Genomic DNA, 22,238 nt, shown 5'->3' on the forward strand with positions numbered 1-22,238 from the left:
GGGGTGCGGACGTTTTTTGTTCCTCGCCGGCAGCGAGCAGGCTGTAAGCAGTTGAGATGGATGCGTGGTTCATCGCAGCACGTCCTTTTGGTCTTGGCTCAACTGTGGGGTGTCTGTGTCGCCGGTGTCTGCTTGTCTGTCTATTTCTGCGCCGAGTGAACGCAGAATGTCGAGCACCAAACCGACGACGACGAGGAACACCCCGATGTCGAAGAACAGCGTGGAGATGAGTTTGACGTCACCGAATATGGGAAGCGTCAGGTACCAAATCTTTGATTCGAGTACTTGGCCGCCCACGATGATTGAGATCAGGCCGATACCGGCAGATAAGAACAGTCCTGTTCCTAGTAGCAGGCCGGGGTGTACAGGTGCGGCTTCGCCAAGTTCGTACCGTCCGCCAGCGAGGTAGCGCACGATTAGGGCGATACCTACGACGAGTCCGGCAGCGAATCCGCCGCCTGGCGCGTTGTGGCCTGAGAATAATAAGAACAACGCAAAGATGATCATCGAGTGGAAGAGCAGGCGGGCGACCACTTCGAAAATGACGGATCGTCGTTGTGGGGCAACTGTGACTCCGGCACGTAACCATTTTCGGAATCGGTGTTGGGCTCGTGCCGCAGAGTCTGTTTTTTGTGGCGCGTCGGTGTCCGGGCCTTGCGGTGCGGGGCTGTTAGCAGCGTGGGTGCTCCATACTGCGCCTTTGTGGGTGGAGGGAAGGTCTTTATCTACTCGTAGGATTTCTCCGCTACGACGCGATAAGAAGATAAGCGATGCCACTCCGGTTGCTGCGACGAGAAGCACCGAAATCTCGCCCATCGTGTCCCATGCACGAATGTCGACGAGGGCAACGTTAACAATGTTTTTTCCGCCGCCCCACGTGTACGCCTCTTCGGGGAAGTCAATGGATGCGCGTTGGTGTATTCGTGCCGCGGGGATGATGACAGCTAGTGCCATAGCGAATGCCCCAACAAGCAGGGCGAGTCCGAGTCGTGCCCACCGTGATGCTTTCAACGGCCTGTCGGAGTAGTAGGCCGGGAGTCTGCGCATGACAAGCACCATGATTACGAGGGTGATCGTTTCGACGAGCACTTGGGTGAGGGCAAGGTCTGGTGCGCCTTGGAGCAGGAATAGTGCTGCGACGGAATACCCGGCGAACCCTACGAGGAGTACTGCTTTGAGTCGTCGTCGGGCTCGGGCCGCAAGGATGACTGCGGGGATGATGACGAGGACAGCGAGGAGTTGCGCTGGGGTGTCCCAAATTTTTATGGTTTCTGGCCATGCGGTTCCGGCGATGAGGAGGGAGCCGGGCCCGAGAATAAGCGCTAGGAAGATGATGGAAAGGTAGTAAGGCAGCGAACCACGCTGGGTGATTGCCGTAATGTCTGCTGCGAGGTCGTCGATGCGCCGCATTGTTTTGCGGTAGGACACTTCTGTGTCGTAGATGTGCGGTACCGCCTGTTGCAGGAGCTCTACGCGTCGGCGCTGCCAGATTAGGAGTGCGCCAGCTGCGAAGATCGCTACTGTCAGCCAGAAACTTGGGCCAATGCCTGCCCATAAGACGAGGTGTCCAGTGTGTCCTAGCGGGTAAGTGTTGGCGTGTGGCGCTACATAGTTTTCGACGAGTCCCGGGGTTGTCCCTGCGAGGAGGCCCAACACGGCAAAGATGAGTCCGGGCGCGGTGAGGCGTACGGACTGTTTTTTGAATTCGTCAGGGTTGACGAGGTGTGTTGGTGCGGGGCTGCCGTCAGGCAGCGTGGTGGGCAGCGCGATGGTGGGGGCTGCGGTTTTGTTGCTGAATGCGCCCCAACAGAATCGTGCACCGTAGGCGATGGTGAGCACTGACCCTAAAGCGATAGTGGTGAGGGTGAGTGTTCCCGCCCATGCTGGGAGTGTTGGTATGGAGTCGTGAATGAGTGCTTCGAGTGCGGCTTCTTTTGCCACATAGCCGAGGAACGGTGGCATACCGATCATGGACAGAGTGGCGAGTATGCCTGTAACGGCTACGAGGGGCATTGCCCGCCCCACACCGGTGAGTCGTCTGAGATCTCGGGTGCCGGTCGCTGCGTCGATGACTCCTGTGGTGAGGAAGAGCGCAGCTTTGAAGAGCGCGTGGGCGCAAATCATGGCGAGACCTGCGAGCGCTGCGCTTTGGGTACCCAACCCAACAACCACAATGATGAGCCCGAGTTGTGAAACTGTGCCGTACGCGAGGATGAGTTTAAGGTCGTGTTGGCGTAGTGCCCGGTAGCCGCCGAGGAGTAGCGTCGCGCATCCGAGGATGAGGATGAGTGTCACCCAGATGGTGAGGTGGGAGAACGCTGGCGCGAATCGTGCGATGAGGTACACGCCGGCTTTGACCATGGCAGCCGCGTGCAGGTAGGCGCTTACTGGGGTGGGCGCTGCCATAGCGCTGGGGAGCCAGAAATGTGTGGGGATGAGCGCTGCTTTTGAGGCTGCCCCGACGATAATACATACGGCTGCTGCGGTGATGATTGGGCCTGATGGCGGGTTGGCGAGGAACCCAGAAATGCTGAATCCGGTTGGTGTGTTAACGCCCAGGATGATGATTCCAACGAGCATGGTGAGGCCACCGGCTGTGGTGACCATGATTGCTTGCATTGCTGCTCGTCGGGAGGCTTTGCGGTCAAAGTAGTGACCGATGAGTAGGTAGGAAAACACGGTTGTGAGTTCCCAGAACATGAAGAGCAGCATCATGTCGTCGGCGAGGACGAGGCCAACCATTGCGCCGGCGAAGGCGGTAAGTACTGCGCTGAAGCGGCCGAGGCCTTGCGCGTTGGGTGAGAAGTAGGCGGAACAGTAGATGAGGACCCCGGCACCTATGCCCCCGACGATGAGGAGCATCAGCCACGAGAGGGTGTCCATGTGGAAGCTGAGGTGGATTCCGAGTGCGGGAATCCATGGAATATTTTGGGTTGGGCCGTCGCCTGCGAGTACGTGCGGGGTGGAGGCGAGGGCGTAGATCGCAGCGGATGCGGGTGCGAGCGCTGCGACGAGGAAGGTTTTGCGCCCAATCAAGCCGATGAGGGCAGGCGCGACGAGTGCCATGAGTGCGTGGGCAGCGAGCAGTATAAGCACGTGCGCTCCGTCCTGTAGGGGCGGCAATGAGCGAATCTCACGGCGAGGAACGTGCCGGTGTGTGGCGGGTGTTCTTCAAGGTGCGCGGATTCCTTGCGGGGGTGCCTGACCTCTTTCTGAGTGTCAGTCACCTCCCGATTTTATCAAGGCATCGGCGCAGTTTTGTTCAGGTGTGACATGTTCTTTGCCATTGCATGGCGTGGGTAGCGCGCGATACACGGGTGGCACAGTGAAACCGTGTAGGGCGGGGTTCTCGCGTTGTTTATAGGGAACGAGGGTCGTGTAGGAATCCGTCTTCGTCGACTATTTCGCCTGATGTTGCCGCATAGAAGCCTTTGGTGAGGGCGGAAACTATTTCTAGGATTCGGGTTCGGCGTTTACGTAAGTCGAAGCTGGGTATTTCTTTTTGCCAGTCGTCGAGGTCGTCTGGCACCCAGCGGATACGGTATTCGACGACGCCGTTGCGTGCCCATTCGATGTTGTCGAGCACTGGGGGTAGTTCGTCTGTTCCGCCCACTTCAATGGAGATGATGTCTCCTTGCGTGACTTCGTAGACGAGCCCGTAAGCGCTTACTTGTTGTGGAGCAGATAAGATTTCGCGGTCTGCTTGTTCTGCGCGTTCATGCAGTGCATCGATTTCTTCTTGGGAAAGGATCGAGTATGTGCGGTCGAGGTTGTCTTCAGGGTCGGCTGGCCCTTCCCATGGAATCTCGGTAGGCATGTACCCCATGGTGGGTGCGACGAGTTGGCCTATGCGCAGGGCTGCTTGCGGGTCAAGCCACACGTCACTGTAGATTATGCGGTCAACGTTTGCGGCCGCGTCTGGTGAAATCTGGCGGTATCTTTGTACGTCTGTGCGTGGCTGGTACACGCGAGTTGGTGGGCTAAACACGGCGTCAAAGTGCGCTGAACCGTTGAGGTATCGGGCCATTGCCACAAGTGTGGTCACTTGTCGGTATTCTTCGCGGATAGGTAGTCCTTCTGCGAAGATTCGGGCGAGACCGTCGCGGTCACCTGAGTGAGGGAAGGGCTCTTCGCCGCGTTCCCGCACAGTTGTGAGTGCCCACACCATTGCTGTTGCGTGGGGAAAGTTGGCAGGGTGGGGCACTGTTTCAAGTTGCGCAGACCCGTTTGCGTTCTCGTCGGCAAGCACTGATGGCAGGTATGGGCCGTGCATGATGCTGCGTGCAGACAACCTCAACACTCCCGGTGCGACTTCTATCCCGCCGTCGTGTTCGGCTTCGCTGGGGAGGGTTTCCCACACCGCTTTGGGATATCTGCATTGCACGAGGAATTCGATATCGGCGGGGTCAAGGTAGTCGTTTACTGCCAAAAAGTGGGTTACTTGTTCGGCTTGGCCCTTAGGGTGTGTGCCGGGTGCGGCAGGTAGCGGGGCAGACGAAAACCTCAACTGATTCATTCCATTCACCTCAATGCCATGAACAGGGTGTCACAGCCGTGTTGTAGTACCTAAAAGTGCGAGCAACTGTATGCGCGACGCGCCTAATCGTTAATGTCTGCTTTGTAAAAGTTTTTGAAGCTTCGCGAAGCAGTTGGACCGCGCTGGCCTTGGTAACGCGAACCGTATGTGCTCGACCCGTATGGGTATTCCGCTTCTGAAGACAGTTGGAAGAAGCACATTTGACCGATTTTCATGCCTGGCCACAACAAAATTGGCAGTGTTGCAACGTTGCTCAGTTCTAGGGTGACGTGGCCGGTGAAGCCGGGGTCAATGAATCCGGCGGTGGAGTGGGTCAGCAAGCCAAGGCGCCCCAGCGACGATTTACCTTCTAGACGAGCGGCAACGTCGTTTGGCAGCGTTACTTGTTCGTAGGTGGCCGCTAGTACGAACTCCCCTGGGTGCAAAATAAATGGCTGATCTTGTTCAACTTCAACGAGTCGGGTTAGTTCAGGTTGTTCTACAGCCGGGTCAATGTACGGGTATTTGTGGTTGTCGAACAGGCGGAAGAAACGGTCCAAGCGCACATCAATTGAGGAAGGCTGGATCAGCGTCGGGTCAAAAGGCTCAAGAGCAACCCGTCCAGCGTCGATCTGTTTCTTAATATCCCGGTCTGAAAGCAACACGATGAATACCGTTTCTTAGTTGGGGGCGCAGAAGCGCGAGCAGTGACATCATAGGCGGCTGTGTCACCAACATTGTCCCAAATATTATTGCAGGGTTGTTAGGATACTTGTGATGATGTGCACCGATAGTTCTCCCATCAGGAGAAACCTCACGCACACCTGACGCGGATGTAACTTGCAGCCAACACACAAGTAGGTGCATATGAAGTTGAATCCTTCGAAGAGCATCGTCTCTGGAGCGCGCATACTCATCACTGGGGGTGCGCGTGGCATGGGAGCGCTCTACGCCCGCCAAGCCGCAGCGCGCGGCGCATCCACTATCGTCCTCTGGGATGTGGATGAGCCTGCCGCCCAAAAGCTAAGCGACGAACTCACTTCACCATCGACACGGGTGGAAATCTGCACCAGTGACCTCTCAGATTTTCAAGAAGTACAGCAGGGTGCAGCGCAGATTCGTGATCTGATTGGCCACCCCGATATTTTGATTAACAATGCGGGGATTGTGCGCGGGGCACCTTTTTGGGAGCACGATCCGCAACGGGATATTTCTGCGATCATGACAGTGAACGCGCTCTCCCCCATGTGGATTACACGTGAGTTTTTGCCTGACATGATTGCCCGCAAAGCCCGAGAAAAGCGTGTGCTTAATATTGCGTCGGCGGCAGGTACCTTAGCGAACCCGAACATGTCTGTTTATGCGGCATCAAAGTGGGCGCTTATTGGCTGGAGTGATTCGGTGCGGCTGGAGCTCGCCCAGCATGGTCATTCGCATGTAAAAATAACGACGTTTTGTCCGTCGTATGTGTCAACGGGCATGTTTGCGGGTGCTCGCGGGCCGTTGTTGACTCCTATTTTGTCTCCGCAAGAAGCTGCTCGTGCGGCGTGGAACGGGATGATTGTTGGGCAGCCGCTCGTCACGAAGCCGTGGACAGTGAAGTTTGCGATGGCTGTGCGCGGGGTCTTACCGACTGCTGCGTGGGATGTTACTGCGGACAAGCTTTTTAAGGTGTATTCCTCTATGGATAATTTTTCTGGCCATTCTGGAACATGAAACGGCATTCACGCCATTGCACTGAGTGCAACATTGCACTTAGTGTAATAGTGTGAATGATTTTGTCGAACCCTCCGTCGTGGCTTCACGACGCGAACGCAACAAAGCAGCAACCCGCGATGCCATAGCGCATGCCGCCTTCGACCTACTGGGAGAAGTCGGATACGAACACGTCACCATCGGAATGATTACCGACCGTGCCGATGTTTCACGCCGCACATTCTTCAACTACTTCTCATCACTCGACGAAGCATTCAACGTCCGAGTAACCGACGCACTCGACCGAGCAATAGAAGAATTCGACAAATATCCACTCGATCAACCACTCATGGAAACCGCAATCAGCGCCTTGCATGTTCTCGCTGACCAGCAGTTCCTTGAGTCGATTGCCCTGCTGTACGCACAATGCGAAAAGTCGCCAAGCCTCACCGCAAACCACTATGCGGCATGGGAAACCAGCAGCCACGAACTCACCCAACGGCTACTCACACGGTTCCCACACACTGACCCTTTCGCTTTGAGCGTTTTCAGCAACACAGTCATTGGGGCAAGCAAAGCAGCATTTAGTGCTTGGCACGACACCCTCGGCGAGGAACTCACCCCACACGACACCGCCGTACTGAAAGAAAAACTCACCACAGCAATGGAAATCGTCAAAGACGGTTTCCCCACGATCGTTTCTGTCTCACACGCAAAGGGCCACTAGGTTATGGCACAGTTCCTGTATCGGTTAGGTCACGCCGCATTCGACCACCGAAAGAAATTCATCGCCGCTTGGGTAGCGATCTTGACCCTTATTGGCCTTCTTGCAGGCCTTTTCATGGGGAAACTCTCCAATACGTTCTCTCTACCTGGAACGGAGACTGAACGAGTCCTCGACGTCATGTACGAGGAACTACCCGAACTTTCCGGAGGAAACGGCTCCATCGTTTTCACTACCGAAAACGGCGAACCATTCACCGACGAACAAAAAGCTGCCATTGGGGACACTGTCTCTCAGCTTGAATCAATGGAAGAAGTTCGCAGCGTCACCAACCCATTTACACTCCAAAACGAGTTAGATGGCGCGATGCAACTCATCGCAGAAGGCAAGCAAGAAATTGCTGACAACGAGCAGAAACTACAAGATGCTCGCGCGCAGATCGCTGATGCAGAAGAGCAGATCGCACAGGGCGAAAAAGACCTTGCTGCTGGTGAGAAAGAAATCGAAGAGAACACGGCAAAGCTTGAAGAGGGCCGTATTCAACTCGAGGACGGCAAGCGCCAACTCGCTGATGCTAAAGCACAACTTGATGCTGCTGAAGCGAAACTTGCGGCAGGTGAAAAGCAACTAGCAGCCAGCAAAAAACAGTTGGCCGACGGGCAAGCACAATATGAGGCTGGGCGCGCGCAACTTTTAGCTGGAGAGAAACAACTCGAAGATGGAAAAGCGCAACTTGAGGCAGGCAAGAAAGAGTTAGCTGCGCAAAAGAAAGCCTACGACGCTGGAGTTCAAGAACTCACTACAGGTCTTGGCGTATCCACCATCGATCAGGTTCCAGCCGCTATCTCTGCGGCGCAAGCACAGATTGATGCTGGCACCGATCAAGCAACCACTCAAAAGACTCAATTTGAAGCACAGCTGAGTGACCTCAACACGCGAAAAACCCAAATGGAGCAGGACGGTGAAACTGGCACTCCTGAATATCAAGACGTTCTTGACGGCATCCAACAAGTTGAAGCAGACCTGCAACGAGCCGACGCAGGCCTCACCCAACTAGCGCAAGAACAAGCAAAACTCGACAAAGCACAAGCAGGCTACACCCAACTCGCTGCAGCACCAGCCCAGTTTAAGCAAGCCGATAAAAAACTAGCTCAAGCAGAAAAAACACTGACCGAAAAAACTGCTGAGTTAGAAGCCGGAAAGAAAAAACTTGCGGCCTCAGCGCAGCAACTCCGTGCAGGCCAACAACGCCTCGCCCAAGGTGAACGCGAACTCGCTGCAGGAACCACCCAATACCAACAAGGCCTCGCCCAATACAATGCCGGTAAAGCAGAGTTAGACGCCAACGAAGCAAAACTCGTAGCCGGCGAAAAAGCATTAGCCGAAGGCCGCCAACAAATCATTGACGGTAAAGAAGAACTCGAAACCAACAAAGCAAAAATTGAAGACGCCGTCAAAGAAATCGCTGACGGAGAACTACAACTTGAAGACGGCAAAGAAGAACTTGCACGCGGTGAACGCACCGCACAACTTTCCGAACCTATTCGCTTCATCTCTGAAAGCGGCACCACCGCAATCAGCCAAGTCCTCTTCTACAACCAAGCAGAATCCCTCACCGCAGAGCAGCGCGACAACATTAAAGCTCTCGCTGACGGGCCTGCGGAAGTTGGCGTAAAAACCCTCTTCTCCAAAGAAATCGTCTCCGACCTGAACTCCATCTTTGGCCCAGGCGAAGTTATCGGTTTCGTCATCGCCGGTATCGTACTGCTCGTCATGCTTGGCACAGTCGTCGCCGCAGGATTGCCGCTCATCGTTGCGTTACTGGGAGTTGCCGCAGGTGTCGGAACAACCCTCGCGTTCTCCAGCCTCATAGATATGCAAAGTATCACCCCTGCGCTTGCCCTCATGTTGGGTCTAGCCGTGGGAATCGACTACTCCCTGTTTATCGTGCACCGACACCGATCGCAGCTGCTCAGCGGCATGGACACTCGAGAGTCCATTGCTCGTTCTATCGGAACGAGCGGCAACGCGGTTGTTTTTGCTGGTCTCACAGTGATCATTGCGTTGTCGGCGCTACTCGTATCCGGTTTGCCTTTCATTGGTGTGCTGGGTGTGTCAGCCGCGTTCACTGTACTTATGGCCGTGCTGCTATCGCTCACGTTCACTCCGGCAGTGCTCAGCGTACTTGGCGAAAAAATCCTCACTAAGAAGGGTCGCGCTCGTCGTGCACAGGCGGTGGCTGCTGGTCACGGCCAGCATGCGTCCATCACTACAGCGACTCGCCACGGGGCAAGCGCTAGCATGTGGTGGGCTTCGTCCCTCACCAAACGTCCGTGGCTATCAGCGATTACTTCTGTTGCTGTACTGGTGCTTATTGCATTGCCTGTACAGTCTTTGGTTACTGCGCTCCCTGATGGCGGCTCTGAAGAATACGGGTCAGATGGGCAGCAAGCCTACGAAATCACGTCGAATGAGTTCGGTGCCGGCTTTAACGGTCCACTGATTGTTCTTGCCGAACTTCCAGTATCTGGTGTTGAAGCCGAAGCCGACGACGCGCTGCTCGATGTTGCAGAACGTATCGCCAAGGTGGATGGTGTGTTCACCGCTATTCCTGTGGCTACCAACGAAGACCTCACTTATGGTGCGCTTCAAGTGGTTCCAACAACAGGACCTGCAGCACCAGAAACAGAACAAGTTGTGCATACTCTGCGTGACATGCACGACGAGATACTCAATGCCACAGGCGTAGATACAGCCGTCACAGGACAAGTTGCCGCACAAATTGATGTGAGTGAAAAAATCACTGAAGCGTTGCCTCCTTACCTAGCAATTGTCGTTGGCTTGTCGCTTGTGCTGTTGCTGCTGGTATTCCGATCGGTTGTTGTGCCAGTCATTGCAACGCTTGGGTTCTTGCTATCGCTTGCGGCCGCATTCGGCGCAACAGTTGCCGTATATCAGTGGGGTTGGTTCGGTGCCATCTTTGATGTGCATGCTCCGGGACCAATCATGAGCTTCTTACCTATCTTGTTGACGGGTATTTTGTTCGGTCTCGCAATGGACTATCAGGTGTTCCTTGTGACAGCTATCCGCGAGGCTTACGCTCACGGCGGCGATGCCCGCAAGGCAGTACGTGAGGGCTTTGACCATGCGGCACCTGTGGTTGTTGCTGCGGCACTGATCATGGTTTCTGTGTTCGCTGGCTTCGTCTTCAGTCACTTGACGATGATTCGCCCTATCGGGTTCGCCCTCGCTGTGGGCGTATTGTTCGACGCGTTTATCGTGCGAATGACACTCACCCCAGCGGTCATGCACTTGCTCGGCGATAAAGCATGGTACTTGCCGCGCTGGCTCGATAAGGTGTTACCTGATGTCGATGTTGAGGGAGCAAGCCTGAACAAGTCTCTCGACGAGCACCCAGCGCAAGAGACACAGAACGCGTCTGTGTAATAACGCGTCTTAGTAAGGGGGTGACACCGGATTCCGGTGTCACCCCCTTCTTGTTTTGAAGATTGTGCGTTTTAAACACACGCTTCATGTGGGTTTACCTTTATTCACATAGTGAACATTCAATTGAATGATCAACCACATGCGCTCACACTCAAGGCATGGCTTCATTCTTTAGTTTTCCTAACCCAGTCAACGAAAAAGCCGCGCGCGTAGTCGCGGCTGGTGTCGTTGCCATGGTTGCAGTCACGCTGATCACCCAATGGCCTGTGCTCTTATTTATTGTGACGTTAGGTTTCATTGGTCGATGCCTTGCAGGTCCGCGTTTATCTCCGCTCGGCTGGGCTGCACAAAAACTGATCGCACCCCGGTTAGGGATGCCACGTTTTGTCCCTGGACCGCCCAAAAGATTTGCTCAAGGGATCGGCGCCGTCTTAACTTCCGCCGCTTCAGTCCTATATCTTGCAGGGCATGAACCTGCGGCGTGGATTGCGCTGACTCTCATTCTTATTGCAGCAAGCCTCGAAGCCTTTGCCGGTTTTTGCTTAGGATGCTGGATTTTCGCTCACCTACAAAAATGGGGTCTCATTCCAGCAAACGTATGCGAAGCCTGCACCACGGTGACTTTTGGTTCTGTTCCGGAAAAATCCGCCGTAGAACGCGCATAGTTCTGGGCAATGAAGCTAATCGGCGCTAGTTTCCTTCATTCTGTTTCTCTACCCAAGATTTAAGAATTGAGTCGTAGGTTTTGCCATCCAAATAACCGGAACTGCGGGCCCAACCGATTTCTTGGATTGAGCCGGGGGTGTTGATGCCGAGGTCGTCGTATTCTGCCCCTTCACCTGGGGGTTCTGGGATAACGTAGTCCCAGATGGTGAGTTCATGGATGACTTGTTCTTGAGTGATCTGCCCAAGGAAATAACGCTGGCAAATCTCACGAACTGTTGCCCCAGAAAATCCTTCAGGAATAGGGGCAGTTTCCTGAGCTACCCGCACAGTTTCAGCGAACTTATACCCGGGAACCCCAACAGCACGGGCCATATCACGCACGTCATACCCACGCTGACTCAACGCAGCAATCTCACGACGATAATCCAACTGCGCTAACACAAGAGCAGCCCGAACCCTACGAACACCCTCAATCTCACCATCACGCATCTTTGCAGGTAAACCACTCACAATTACCACCTTTTCAATACAGCCCGAATAATTGTGTTGTGGACTTCACCTTCAAGAAGCCCATCGTCGAACGCCTTGCCTACTTCTTCGAGAGAGTTTGGCGGAGAAGGCGGGAGCTCTTCGTATTCTTCGAACTTCCCAAGTTCTCGTGGTTCTGGGATCGCGTAGTCCCACGTTGTGAGTTCATGAATGACTTGTTCTTGAGTGATCTGCCCAAGGAAATAACGCTGGCAAATCTCACGAACCGTCGCCCCAGAAAACCCCTCAGGAATAGGAGCAGTCTCCTGAGCCACCCGCACAGTTTCAGGAAATGTGTCCAGACGAAGCACTAAAACACGCCCAATATCAGCCACGTCATACCCACGCTGACTCAACGCAGCAATCTCACGACGATAATCCAACTGCGCTAACACAAGAGCAGCCCGAACCCTACGAACACCCTCAATCTCATCATCACGCATCTTTGCAGGTAAACCACTCACGCTTGCCGCCTTTTCATCACAGCACGAATAATTGTTTCGTAGGTCGTTCCGTCCAAGACGCCGTCTTGGCAAGCTTGCACGACGTCGTTGAGAGAGTTAGGCGGAGAAGGCGGGAGTTCTTCGTATTCTTCGAATTCTCCGAGTTCTCGTGGTTCTGGGATCGCGTAGTCCCACGTTGTGAGTTCATGGATGACTTGTTCTTGAGTGATCTGCCCAAGGAAATAACGCTGGCAAATCTCACGAACCGTCGCCCCAGAAAACCCTTCAGGAATAGGAGCAGTCTCCTGAGCTACCCGCACAGTTTCAGCGAACTTATACCCGGGAACCCCAACAGCACGAGCAATATCAGCCACGTCATACCCACGCTGACTCAACGCAGCAATCTCACGACGATAATCCAACTGCGCTAACACAAGAGCAGCCCGAACCCTGCGAACACCCTCAATCTCATCATCACGCATCTTTGCAGGTAAACCACTCACGTTTGCCGCCTCTTCAGTATCGTCCGACATGTTCTTCCACAGAAAATTCGGTCATGCTCAGTACTCAGCCGGCAGAATCTCCATGAGGTGGTCATATGATTCTCCGTCTAAGAAGCCATCGTCGAAAGCCCATCCAATTTCATCTATTGAGCCGGGGGTGTTGATTCCTAGGTCGTCGTATTCTGCCCCTTCACCTGGGGGTTCTGGGATGACGTAGTCCCACGTTGTGAGTTCATGGATGACTTGTTCTTGAGTGATCTGACCTAGGAAATAACGCTGGCAAATCTCACGAACTGTTGCCCCAGAAAATCCTTCAGGAATAGGGGCAGTTTCCTGAGCTACCCGCACAGTTTCAGCGAACTTATACCCGGGAACCCCAACAGCACGGGCCATATCACGCACGTCATACCCGCGCTGACTCAACGCAGCAATCTCACGACGATAATCCAACTGCGCTAACACAAGAGCAGCCCGAACCCTACGAACACCCTCAATCTCATCATCACGCATCTTTGCAGGTAAACCACTCATAACATGTCAGTGTACTCGCAGCTTGCTCCCCATAAACCAGCGATCCACAGAAGTAATGTGAATAAAGTTGAAACAGTTATCCCATCCACAAGAGCACTTAATGAGTTCCATAGCTCTGCCCGTCAACCCCAACCACTAGGGCACCTCTTCCCATGAGTTATGTGGATTCCAGAAAATGGACGACCGCAATGAAGCAAAAAAATGCCATGCCCCTACATGTAGTGGTAGGACCTTGCACAAACACAACATTAGCTGTGGACAAGTTGAATCTTCATCAGTCACACCATCATCATTTCACCCACTTATCCACAGTTTGGACGGTGGAAAACTCTATGATCGGTGAATAACTCTGTGGATAACCACACGGCTCGTATCGGCTAGAAATCAAGGTTTCCACATAACAAAAGAAGTTATGCACATTTTTATCCACAAAGCGTTTTGGGCTTTTATAAAATCTTCCACAGGGCTGCCACTAGGCTGTGGATAACTAGACTTTATGCACAGGCAGCATGCGCCACACACCACAACACACACTCTTATCTGCGCGAACACACACCTTTAAATAAGCACAGGACGGCTCGCTATTGGACGCACCGCAGAAGCATCAAACGCAACCCTGCAGGAGCTACTCAAAAAGGGAATAATAGAATATCTTCACAGCACGTAAACGATGTAGGCGCACCGCGCCACACGGGGACCAAGGCCCCATTCGGTCATGACGAATTATGAAACAATGTCAGAATGCCAAAGATCATTGGAGGTTCCCTACACGAGCACAGGGAACAAACACGTCAACGCCTCTTTACTGCACTGGCAACACTCATGGAAGAACGCGGCTTTGACGCAATCTCCTTCGCAGAAATAGCACAAGCAGCAGGCGTCGGACGCACCGCCGTCTACAACCACTTTGCAGACAAAGAAGCGCTTCTGCTGGGATACATCCAGCATGAAACCTCAAAATATGTCGAGAACCTGCAACGATCCATCGCTGACATTCACGAACCCGTAGAACGGCTGCGCGCATACATTCGCGCTCAAGCCCGACTCAACCGAGTCTTCCACATCACCCCAGGCGCCGAACTACGTTCCGTCCTCTCCCGGGGTGCTGCACAACGCCTACGCGAACACGTCAACGTCATAGAAGAAATCCTGCGAGACATCCTCGGCGCAGGCATCTCCGCGGGCGAGTTCCCGCCACAAAACATCGACACATCCGTGGCACTCGTCAACTCGTGCCTAACCGGCCGGTCCCTACCAGACGACCCAATCCTGCGCGAACAGTGGATCGAAGCAACCGAAGAGTTCGTGCTTAGGGCTGTTGGTGTACGAATGCCAGCTCCAGGGCTGCGCCGTTACTAAACCATGCGTTACGGCCGCTCAACGCTAAGCGGTCAACAACACATCAAGTAACTGACGTGGTTCCTCAACCAAAGCAGACGCGCCAGCCTCAACCAACTCACCCGGTTGCGCATACCCCCACGTGACACCAATAGTGTCAATGCCATGCTCTCGTGCGCCCAAAACGTCATGCTCACGGTCCCCAACCATGACCATCTGGCCTACAGCAGGAAGACCTTGCTCGCTCTCAGCTAGGTTCTTTAACGCGTGTGCAACCACGAGACTCTTAGATGATCTGCTTGTGTCCAACGTGGCACCAGCAATGAACTCAAAATGTTGATCAAGATCAAAATGTCTACAAATTTGACGTGCAAAAATCTCAGGTTTAGACGTCGCAATCGCCATTCGCTTCCCAGCCAATTGCAGCTCTTTCAACACTGAGCGAACCCCATCATAGACAGAGTTATTGAGCATCCCACCGTCAACAAAAGCAACACGGTAAGCAGCTAAAAACTCGTCAACCATGTCCGCAGGAACGCCATGACGCACAGCGCTCGCATGCAATGGCGGGCCAACAAACGTGCGTAATGTTTCAAGATCAGGGCACTCCAAACCAAGCGTCACATACGCATACTGCACTGACTCCAAAATCCCCGGAGCAGAATCCATGAGAGTGCCATCAAGGTCAAAAAGAATCAGTTCACGCGTAGCAGCCATACTCAGCAGGATAAGTCACCCAAGGCAACACAACCGTCGAATGCGAGTTACATCACCGCATGCCCCACGCAGTTAGCCCAACAGCGGTAGCACCACATTCTGTTCACCATCCGCTGTCACCTGCACTGGAACACCCCAGTCTTGCTGCGCTAAATGGCAAGCTGGAAACTCTACAGCAGGGTCAGCGTCACAGCTCGCTGCCTGAGCAGTCACATGCAACACACCACCAGAAATATCTGGGTTAATACGCACCACACGATTCAGCTCAACCGTCGTTCCAGCGCCCTCAAGCAACAACTCAGCTGGGCTCGCAGAAATCGTCAACCGTGTCGACGGACCATACCGGTCATCATATTTTTGGCCTGGTGCTGGCGTGAAAACTACAGATATTTCGCATTGCCCTGAAGCAATGTTCGTCGCCGGACGTTTCGTTTGATGCACGTCCCCTTCAATCACCCGACCCAAACCCTCGTCCACTGCGATACGGGTCAAACGATGCGCAGCAGACTCCACCACAACAACAACCACGCCATCAACAGTCTGCTTAACCACAAGCCCCGACGGCTCACGCAAACCAGTAGCCAACGTTGTCACCTGTTGCGTCCCTGGATCAAAATGACGCACGGCACCGTTATACGTATCAGCGATAACAACACAGCCATCAGGTAAAACAGCAACCCCTAACGGATGCTGCATAAGCGCTTGAGCGGCAGCGCCATCACGCAACCCAAAATCAAAAAGACCTTGACCCACAGCCGTATGAATCTCGTTCTGATTCGACACCCAACGCAAAGCCGACGTCTCAGAATCAGCAACCCACACGCGCTGCACCTCATCGTCGCCAATACTCACAGCCAGCCCTGAAGGCTGCGCAAACCACGATTCATCAGGAGCGCCGTCCTGCACACCCTCATTCATGGTCCCCGCAAACCACGAGGCTTCCTGCGTCATCGGATCAAACAGCCACAACGTGTGATTGCCAGCCATCGCAATCATGCACGCCGCATGCTGCCCAGACCACACCACATCCCACGGCGACGACAACCGCTCGTCATTATCTGGGCCACCAACAATAAACTGCTGGCCATTACCCGCCAACGTTTGCACATGACCGTCCGCCAACCGCACCCCACGCAACGCATGATTCACGGTATCGGCAACAACAACGTCATACCCCACATGCATCGCATACTCAGGTGGGAGCATGCACAACCCGTTAGGCTCAGAAAATTGGGCTTCCTGCATGAGCCCGTCAGCAAACCCGCGCACACCACTACCGATACGCCGCACCAATGTGACGCCATCAGGCTCAAGTTCAGCCAACGAATGATGTCCCGCATCAGCCACCATGAAATTACCGTTCGGCAACACAATCGCTTTTGCCGGGAACCGCAGCGTCGACGGCTGCGGTTCAGGAAGCGCAAACGGCCCCTGGCCGCGGTGAAGAGTCCCCTTAGCCTCGTGCTCGTCGACAAGCGTGCGCAACAACGCGTCAAGATTGTTTTTGTGCCCTTCACCAGCCATATGCGCGACGATGTACCCCTCCGGGTCAATAACAACAAGCGTTGGCCACGCACGAGCCGTATATTCACGCCACATCAACAGTTCCGGGTCGTCCAGCACCGGATGATGCACCTCATACCGTTCAACCGCGTCAGCGAGCGCCACCGGGTCAGCTTCATGCACAAACTTTGGGCTGTGCACTCCAATGACGACGAGCGAGTCGGAATAGGTTTTTTCAAGTTCTCGTAGTTCGTCTAAAACGTGCAAGCAGTTGATGCAACAGAACGTCCAAAAGTCGAGGATGACGATTTTTCCTCGCAGTTGTTCAAGAGTGATGTCCACTCCGTTTGTGTTGAGCCATCCTCGTCCGCGTAATTCGCTGGCGCGTACTTTAGGTAGGTCAAATTTTGCGAGGGAGAGTTTGGAGTTCGTTTCTGGCACGTTCCTAGTTTTACACTGCCTGTACGTAATCGTGCTGATCTGGATGTGAAAAATATGGAACTCCCCATACAAAATGAGCGTGTGCGTTCTGCGCTGGAGCGCATACACGGGCGTGTTGATGTGCATAGTGCTTTCGCGCCGCTTGAGACTGCTACTGGGGTTATTGTTCCGTTGCGGGTGGGGGCAGGGTCGCCTCTCCCCTACGTGTCTTCTGCACTGGTTCTTAAGTGTGCGTTTATTGCGGAAGAAAGTATCGGGATGCGCGTGCAACACAATTGGCATGCTGATTGTCCTACGGCGCCTGTCGCCCCTGTGCTGTGGCTTGATGGTTCTGATGTTGCGTGTTCTGCGGTGATGTATCGGGCTGACACGTCTGTGTCGTTGGGTTTTGATTCGGCGTCTACCACGTTGTTGTGTGAGCGGATTGCTGCATTGCATGACGCACAGCCGCATTCTCACACGGGTTTGTTTACTTCTTTGTCTCAGCGTTTTGCTTCGCTTCTTCACCATCCGTTGGATGGACCTTATGCGCAGTTATTGCGTGTGGGTGCTGAGTTTGCGCGTGAACTACTGGCAGAACCGCTTGATGTCACGTATCTGCATGGGGATGCTCATCACGGGAATCTTCTTTATTTTGGTGTGGCGCATGATCGTCAAACGCGTGAGGGCGCACGGCAGTGGAAGTTTATTGACTTTAAGGGGCTGCACGGGGAAAGCACGTTTGACTACTGCAATCTCATGTTTAATCCACAGCTTGCGTTCGCGGCTCGTCTGGACGTGTTTACTAGCCGGTTAGAACTTGTTGTTCACCACCTTGAAGGCCTGCACAACAAACCTATGCGCGAACGCTATCTGCGCTGGCTTGTAGCGTACGGCTGCCTTTCTGCTGCGTGGCATCAGGAAGACGACAACCTTGAATCTGTGGAGGGAACTCTCGCTGTTGTGCGTAACGCGGTGACAGCGCTGGAACTCTAGTTGCGGGGGTTGAGTTCGTCTTCTTGGGCTTTTTGGGCGAGCATCTTGTTGTACTCTTCCAGTTCTTGATCGCCGTATTCGTCTACTTGGCGGTCTCTGCGTCGGGCTGCCCGTTCGTCTGTTTTTGCCCACAGCACTGCAACCATGATGGCGAGCGCTACGGTTGGGACTTCACCGATCCCCCACGCTACTGCGCCACCTTTTTGTTGGTCTTCGATTGCGCTAAGCCCCCATGTTCTTCCCATGAGGCCAAACCAGTCTGCGGCGAGTAGTGAGTGGGAGGCCATGAGGGTGACGCCGAAGAAAGCATGGAAGGCCATCGTCGCTAAGAGCAGTAGGAGTCGTTGCGCGAAGGGTGGCCTGTTTGGGCCCGGGTCGATTCCGATGAGTGCGTTTGTGAAGAAGTATCCGACGAGCGTGAAGTGCACGATCATGAGGATGTGCCCTATGTGGGTGCTCATCGCGTATTCGAAGAATGGTGTGTAGTAGAACAGGATCATTGATCCGGCGAAGTTCACGGCCGCGACGATCGGGTGGGAGAAGAACCGTCCGTAGCGGGAGTGGATGATGCCGAGTACCCATTCTCGTGGTCCGCGGGAGTTGTCTTTGCGTGCGGGTACTGCCCGCATGAGTAGGGTGATGGGCGCCGCGCTGGTTAAGAAGATTGGGATAACCATGGCCATGATCATGTGCATGACCATGTGCGCGGAGAATAGTACTTTTCCGTATACGGCGGGCCCGCCGGAGGTGACCCATGCCAGCATGATCATGGCGATGGTCCATGAGGCGGTGCGGATCCATGGCCAGCTATCACCGCGGGCGTGCAGGCGTGCTGCCCAACGCCAGTACACGATCAGGCCAGCAACGCAGAGGAAAGCGAACAGGGAATCGAGTTTCCATTGCGTGAACCAGGATGTGGCTGTGGGTTCTGGGGGTAGTTCGCTTCCTGTAATGAGGTATGCGGGTGAGGGGTCGCTTGACGGTAGGCCTTCGTCTGGCGGGTTGGTTCCACCCAACGCTACTGATACGCCTGAGACCATTCCCATGATGACGAGTTCGGCTGCTGCGAGCTGCCAGAACAGGCGTGGCAGGTGTCCGCTGATTCGTCCGCGGGTAACAGAAATTTTGTTGATAACGTACGTGCGGTGTGCCCAACCGAATCCGCCCAGCACAATGAAAATTGCTGTTTTTACGAGGATGAGGATCCCGTAGTCGGTGGTTAGTCCGCTCATCCCACCTAAGCGGATGAGTGCGTTGACTAAACCTGATGCTGCGACGAGGGCGAAGCACCAGCCGGCAATGGTTGAGTACCGTGTCACGGTGGCGGTGAGGTCGTCATGTGGTAGCCGTGAGTTGAGGTAAAGGAAAGCGATTGTTACGAGTGCGCCTATCCACACGGCTGCGCCCACAAGGTGGAGGAACATTGCTGACACGGCTTGTTCGTGGTTTGCGCTTCCTGCGGCGTGGCCCATCAATGCCATAAATACGAAAACGAGTGACGCTACGGATAGTGTCCATATCGCGCCAACAGGGCCGCTGACCAGTACGCACAGGGCGGTGACGATAGCAGCGACGAGCACAATGACGAGAAGCATGCGCCCTGACGGGATTTTTGTTACGTATGTTGCCCATTGCAACCCAAAGTTGGGGTCGCTGAGTGGGACACCGATTGTGTTTGCGCCAGCAAAGAGGAGCTTCGCGAGTGCTGTGAGTGTCCAAGCGCCTGCACCGTATGCCGCCACGGTCATCGTTGAGGTGAAGATCGGTGAGGGGTGCGCGGGTGTGCGGGTGTTTCGTGTGCGTCGTGCTTGACCGCCACCTGGCACCACAAACACGGCGAGCATGAGTGCGCCGACGGTTACTGCGATGGAGAGCTCGGTAAGAACTGTGGATACGCTTAGTCCCCACCGCACCAGCGGGCCGGGGTCGGCAAGAGTTTGCGGACCGAAAGCGGCTGTAAAGAATGCGGCGCCGACGAGCGCAACAAGTGCAGCCGCAACGGCGCTACCTAACGCGACGACAATGAGACGCGTGAGGCTCCGATTGTCGGGGCTGCTGTTGCGGGGTTTTGCTTGGGCACGTACTGGGGATTCCACCGTTCCACTGTATTGCCCTGACCACGTTCCGAGAAACTCTTGGAAGATTTGTGCACAATTTGCTTGCTCACAGTGTTGTGGGGGCGACTACTGGCATACTAGGCACAGTCATTTGGACAGTATCCAGCATGTTTACCAGCTACCGGAAGGCAGCATTGTGTCCCAACGCGGCCAAGGCAATATCACCCCTGATGAGTTATCTCACGCGCACACCTTAGTGAATCGCATTAATGAGATTTTTGATGCGAAGGTTGTTGGGCAAAACGAACTTCGTGAGTCTCTTGTCTCTACTCTTCTTGCGGGTGGGCATATTCTTCTTGAGAGTGTTCCGGGGCTTGCTAAGACCACTGCTGCTGAGACTCTGGCTGCGTCTGTGGGTGGTAGTTTCCACCGTATTCAGTGCACTCCTGACTTGATGCCTAACGACATTGTTGGAACACAAATCTACAATTACGGCACTGGTTCTTTTACGACTCAGCTTGGTCCGGTGCACGCAAACGTTGTGCTTCTTGACGAGATCAATCGTTCGTCTGCTAAAACACAGTCTGCGATGCTTGAGGCGATGCAGGAACGGCAAACCACTATTGGTGGTACTGAGTATCGGCTTCCTGACCCGTTCATGGTGTTGGCGACTCAAAACCCTATTGAAGAAGAGGGAACGTATGTGCTTCCTGAGGCACAGATGGACCGTTTCTTGATGAAGCAGATTTTGACGTATCCGCTGCCAAGCGAAGAAGTTGAGGTGCTGAACCGTGTTTCTTCGGGGACTCAAAGCGCTGAGATTACACAGCAGCCTGTGAGCTTGTCTGATGTGAAACTTTTACAGTCCATGGTTGACCGCGTGTACGTTGATACTGCGGTGAAGCAGTACATTGTGGATGTTATTAATACGACTCGTGGCGGCGGTCCGGCTCCTATTGCTGGGCTTATGGGGCAGGTGCGAGTTGGTGCTTCACCGCGTGGTTCTATCGCGTTGATGCGGGTGTGTCAGGCGTTAGCTATTCAATCGGGCCGCGCGTTTGTGGTGCCTGATGATATTAAACGGGTGAGCCACCGCGTGTTGCGTCACCGTATTGTGCGCACTTTTGATGCGTTGGCGAACAACGTGAGTGTTGAAGAGATCATTGATGCTGCTTTTAACGCGGTTCCAACTCCATAGGTGCCATGCGCACTTGTGTTTACGGTAAAGGCGGCAACTGATGGCAGAAATTTCTCGGCTGGCACATGTGCGGGCGCACATCGAGTTGCCTGTTTTGAAACGCGCGTCGGGGCTTCTTGAGGGGTTTCACAAGTCTATTTTTAAAGGGCACGGTCAAGATTTTGATGACTTGTCTTTGTATAGCCCCGGTGATGATGTCAGTGACATTGACTGGAAGTCTTCTGCTCGTGCGGGTATCCCTATCATTCGTCGTTTTGCGCAGCAGTCCAATCTGACTGTCGTGTTGTTGGCGGATACTGGCCGGAACATGTCTGCGGTTTCGTCGGCGGGTGTGCGTAAAAGCGATGTTGCATTGTTTTTGGCGTCGATTGTTGCCTATGTGGCTCGGGATCGTGGCGACCGTGTGGCGTTGATTGCCGGCGATGAGGAGCGGCTTGTGCAGCGTCCGCCACGTAACAGCACCCAAGATTTAGAGGTCATGTTGACGTCACTTGATGCCATGTTTGATGTGCAGGCGCCGGGCAGCCAGCTCAGTAGTGTGTTGGATCGTGCGTTGACGTCAATTCAGCGTCGTTCTTTGCTGGTGCTCCTTACCGACGAGGCTCGTCCCGCTAAAGAGCATGAAGATGCGTTGCGTAAGTTGAAGGTGAAGCACGAGGTTATGGTTCTTCAGGTTTCTGACGCTTCGCCTTTTGTTGGGTTACGGCTTGGCAGCGGTGCGGACGTTCGTGATGTTGACCGCCCGTTTGATTTGCCTCGTTTTTTTGGAAATGCGCCCAAGCTGCGTCAGCAGGCTTCGCAGTATGTTGAACAGCATCGTCAAGAAACTGCTGATATTTTGCAGCGCAACGGGATTGTCAATGTTGTTGTTGATTCTGAGGATCATGCCATTCAACGGTTCACTTTGGCTGTAAGGAAGCAGAAGCACTTGCCTTAGCGTTGTTCCCCCGCACACA

The 22,238-nt window shown here is 54.2% G+C and carries 18 protein-coding genes; 8 read left to right on the forward strand and 10 right to left on the reverse strand.

Annotated features, from left to right (window positions below; genetic code table 11):
* Positions 1-69: 69 nt before the first annotated feature.
* From ACR9EC_RS08320 to dcd, 3 genes are all read right to left on the reverse strand, one after another.
* Positions 70-3,096 carry a Na+/H+ antiporter subunit A gene (locus ACR9EC_RS08320; protein ID WP_435298765.1) on the reverse strand — a complete coding sequence of 1,009 codons (3,027 nt, stop codon included), beginning with the start codon at positions 3,094-3,096 and terminating at the stop codon, positions 70-72.
* Positions 3,097-3,358: 262 nt separating this feature from the next.
* Complete coding sequence (locus tag ACR9EC_RS08325) at positions 3,359-4,516, reverse strand: hypothetical protein (RefSeq protein WP_435298766.1); 1,158 nt, start codon at positions 4,514-4,516, stop codon at positions 3,359-3,361.
* Positions 4,517-4,599: 83 nt separating this feature from the next.
* Positions 4,600-5,181, reverse strand: a complete 582-nt coding sequence (gene dcd / locus ACR9EC_RS08330) for a dCTP deaminase (protein ID WP_435298767.1) — start codon at positions 5,179-5,181, stop codon at positions 4,600-4,602.
* A gap of 202 nt (positions 5,182-5,383) precedes the next feature.
* Between dcd and ACR9EC_RS08335 the strand changes: the two genes are divergently transcribed.
* The 4 genes from ACR9EC_RS08335 (at position 5,384) to ACR9EC_RS08350 (ending at position 11,047) form a co-directional block, all read left to right on the forward strand.
* A complete protein-coding gene (locus tag ACR9EC_RS08335) occupies positions 5,384-6,232 on the forward strand; it encodes an SDR family NAD(P)-dependent oxidoreductase (RefSeq protein WP_435298768.1) in 849 nt (282 codons plus the stop codon).
* Positions 6,233-6,284: 52 nt separating this feature from the next.
* Positions 6,285-6,938, forward strand: a complete 654-nt coding sequence (locus ACR9EC_RS08340; protein ID WP_435298769.1) for a TetR/AcrR family transcriptional regulator — start codon at positions 6,285-6,287, stop codon at positions 6,936-6,938.
* A gap of 3 nt (positions 6,939-6,941) precedes the next feature.
* Positions 6,942-10,382, forward strand: a complete 3,441-nt coding sequence (locus ACR9EC_RS08345) for an MMPL family transporter (RefSeq protein ID WP_435298770.1) — start codon at positions 6,942-6,944, stop codon at positions 10,380-10,382.
* 158 nt (positions 10,383-10,540) lie between these two features.
* Complete coding sequence (locus ACR9EC_RS08350) at positions 10,541-11,047, forward strand: DUF4395 domain-containing protein (RefSeq protein WP_435298771.1); 507 nt, start codon at positions 10,541-10,543, stop codon at positions 11,045-11,047.
* A gap of 25 nt (positions 11,048-11,072) precedes the next feature.
* Here ACR9EC_RS08350 and ACR9EC_RS08355 read toward each other — a convergent pair whose 3' ends face one another.
* From ACR9EC_RS08355 to ACR9EC_RS08370, 4 genes are read right to left on the reverse strand one after another with little or no spacing between them, the layout of a single operon-like run.
* A complete protein-coding gene (locus ACR9EC_RS08355; protein WP_435298772.1) occupies positions 11,073-11,558 on the reverse strand; it encodes a hypothetical protein in 486 nt (161 codons plus the stop codon).
* 2 nt (positions 11,559-11,560) lie between these two features.
* Positions 11,561-12,040: a hypothetical protein gene (locus ACR9EC_RS08360; RefSeq protein WP_435298773.1), complete on the reverse strand. Its 480-nt coding sequence runs from the start codon at positions 12,038-12,040 to the stop codon at positions 11,561-11,563.
* Positions 12,037-12,552 (reverse strand): hypothetical protein, encoded by a 516-nt coding sequence (locus ACR9EC_RS08365; protein ID WP_435298774.1) that lies wholly within the window; start codon positions 12,550-12,552, stop codon positions 12,037-12,039. Before ACR9EC_RS08365 ends, ACR9EC_RS08360 begins: the two co-directional genes overlap by 4 nt.
* Before the next feature lie 27 nt (positions 12,553-12,579).
* The gene (locus ACR9EC_RS08370; protein ID WP_435298775.1) at positions 12,580-13,053 is read right to left on the reverse strand and encodes a hypothetical protein; all 474 of its coding nucleotides are present in this window, start codon (positions 13,051-13,053) and stop codon (positions 12,580-12,582) included.
* A 741-nt stretch (positions 13,054-13,794) separates the two neighbouring features.
* On the opposite strand from ACR9EC_RS08370, the gene ACR9EC_RS08375 reads away from it, so the two are divergent.
* Positions 13,795-14,412: a TetR/AcrR family transcriptional regulator gene (locus ACR9EC_RS08375; RefSeq protein WP_435298776.1), complete on the forward strand. Its 618-nt coding sequence runs from the start codon at positions 13,795-13,797 to the stop codon at positions 14,410-14,412.
* A 24-nt stretch (positions 14,413-14,436) separates the two neighbouring features.
* Here the strand turns inward: ACR9EC_RS08375 and ACR9EC_RS08380 are convergent, their stop codons facing one another.
* A complete protein-coding gene (locus tag ACR9EC_RS08380; protein ID WP_435298777.1) occupies positions 14,437-15,108 on the reverse strand; it encodes an HAD hydrolase-like protein in 672 nt (223 codons plus the stop codon).
* 72 nt (positions 15,109-15,180) lie between these two features.
* Positions 15,181-17,052: an NHL domain-containing thioredoxin family protein gene (locus ACR9EC_RS08385; RefSeq protein WP_435298778.1), complete on the reverse strand. Its 1,872-nt coding sequence runs from the start codon at positions 17,050-17,052 to the stop codon at positions 15,181-15,183.
* 81 nt (positions 17,053-17,133) lie between these two features.
* Here ACR9EC_RS08385 and ACR9EC_RS08390 point away from each other — a divergent pair, with 81 nt between their 5' ends.
* Entirely contained in the window at positions 17,134-18,027 is an 894-nt protein-coding gene (locus ACR9EC_RS08390; RefSeq protein WP_435298779.1) for an aminoglycoside phosphotransferase family protein, read from the forward strand.
* On the opposite strand, the gene ACR9EC_RS08395 is transcribed toward ACR9EC_RS08390, so the two are convergent.
* On the reverse strand, positions 18,024-20,123 hold the full coding sequence (locus tag ACR9EC_RS08395; RefSeq protein ID WP_435298780.1) for a cytochrome c oxidase assembly protein: 2,100 nt from the start codon (positions 20,121-20,123) through the stop codon (positions 18,024-18,026). The two genes, ACR9EC_RS08390 and ACR9EC_RS08395, sit on opposite strands and share 4 nt — an antisense overlap.
* A gap of 154 nt (positions 20,124-20,277) precedes the next feature.
* Here ACR9EC_RS08395 and ACR9EC_RS08400 point away from each other — a divergent pair, with 154 nt between their 5' ends.
* Together ACR9EC_RS08400 and ACR9EC_RS08405 are read left to right on the forward strand one after the other, a co-directional pair.
* Positions 20,278-21,282: an AAA family ATPase gene (locus tag ACR9EC_RS08400; protein ID WP_435300639.1), complete on the forward strand. Its 1,005-nt coding sequence runs from the start codon at positions 20,278-20,280 to the stop codon at positions 21,280-21,282.
* Positions 21,283-21,322: 40 nt separating this feature from the next.
* On the forward strand, positions 21,323-22,219 hold the full coding sequence (locus ACR9EC_RS08405) for a DUF58 domain-containing protein (protein ID WP_435298781.1): 897 nt from the start codon (positions 21,323-21,325) through the stop codon (positions 22,217-22,219).
* Positions 22,220-22,238: the final 19 nt, after the last annotated feature.

This window comes from Timonella sp. A28, from assembly GCF_051200815.1.
Lineage (GTDB): Bacteria > Actinomycetota > Actinomycetes > Actinomycetales > Cellulomonadaceae > Timonella.

Coding starts and splice junctions, on each gene's coding strand:
- ACR9EC_RS08365 (WP_435298774.1), bottom strand. CDS start 12,552: ATGTCGGACGATACTGAAGAGGCGGCAAACGTGAGTGGTTTACCTGCA.
- ACR9EC_RS08325 (WP_435298766.1), bottom strand. CDS start 4,516: ATGAATCAGTTGAGGTTTTCGTCTGCCCCGCTACCTGCCGCACCCGGC.
- ACR9EC_RS08335 (WP_435298768.1), top strand. CDS start 5,384: ATGAAGTTGAATCCTTCGAAGAGCATCGTCTCTGGAGCGCGCATACTC.
- ACR9EC_RS08375 (WP_435298776.1), top strand. CDS start 13,795: ATGCCAAAGATCATTGGAGGTTCCCTACACGAGCACAGGGAACAAACA.
- ACR9EC_RS08380 (WP_435298777.1), bottom strand. CDS start 15,108: ATGGCTGCTACGCGTGAACTGATTCTTTTTGACCTTGATGGCACTCTC.
- ACR9EC_RS08350 (WP_435298771.1), top strand. CDS start 10,541: ATGGCTTCATTCTTTAGTTTTCCTAACCCAGTCAACGAAAAAGCCGCG.
- ACR9EC_RS08370 (WP_435298775.1), bottom strand. CDS start 13,053: ATGAGTGGTTTACCTGCAAAGATGCGTGATGATGAGATTGAGGGTGTT.
- ACR9EC_RS08345 (WP_435298770.1), top strand. CDS start 6,942: ATGGCACAGTTCCTGTATCGGTTAGGTCACGCCGCATTCGACCACCGA.
- ACR9EC_RS08405 (WP_435298781.1), top strand. CDS start 21,323: ATGGCAGAAATTTCTCGGCTGGCACATGTGCGGGCGCACATCGAGTTG.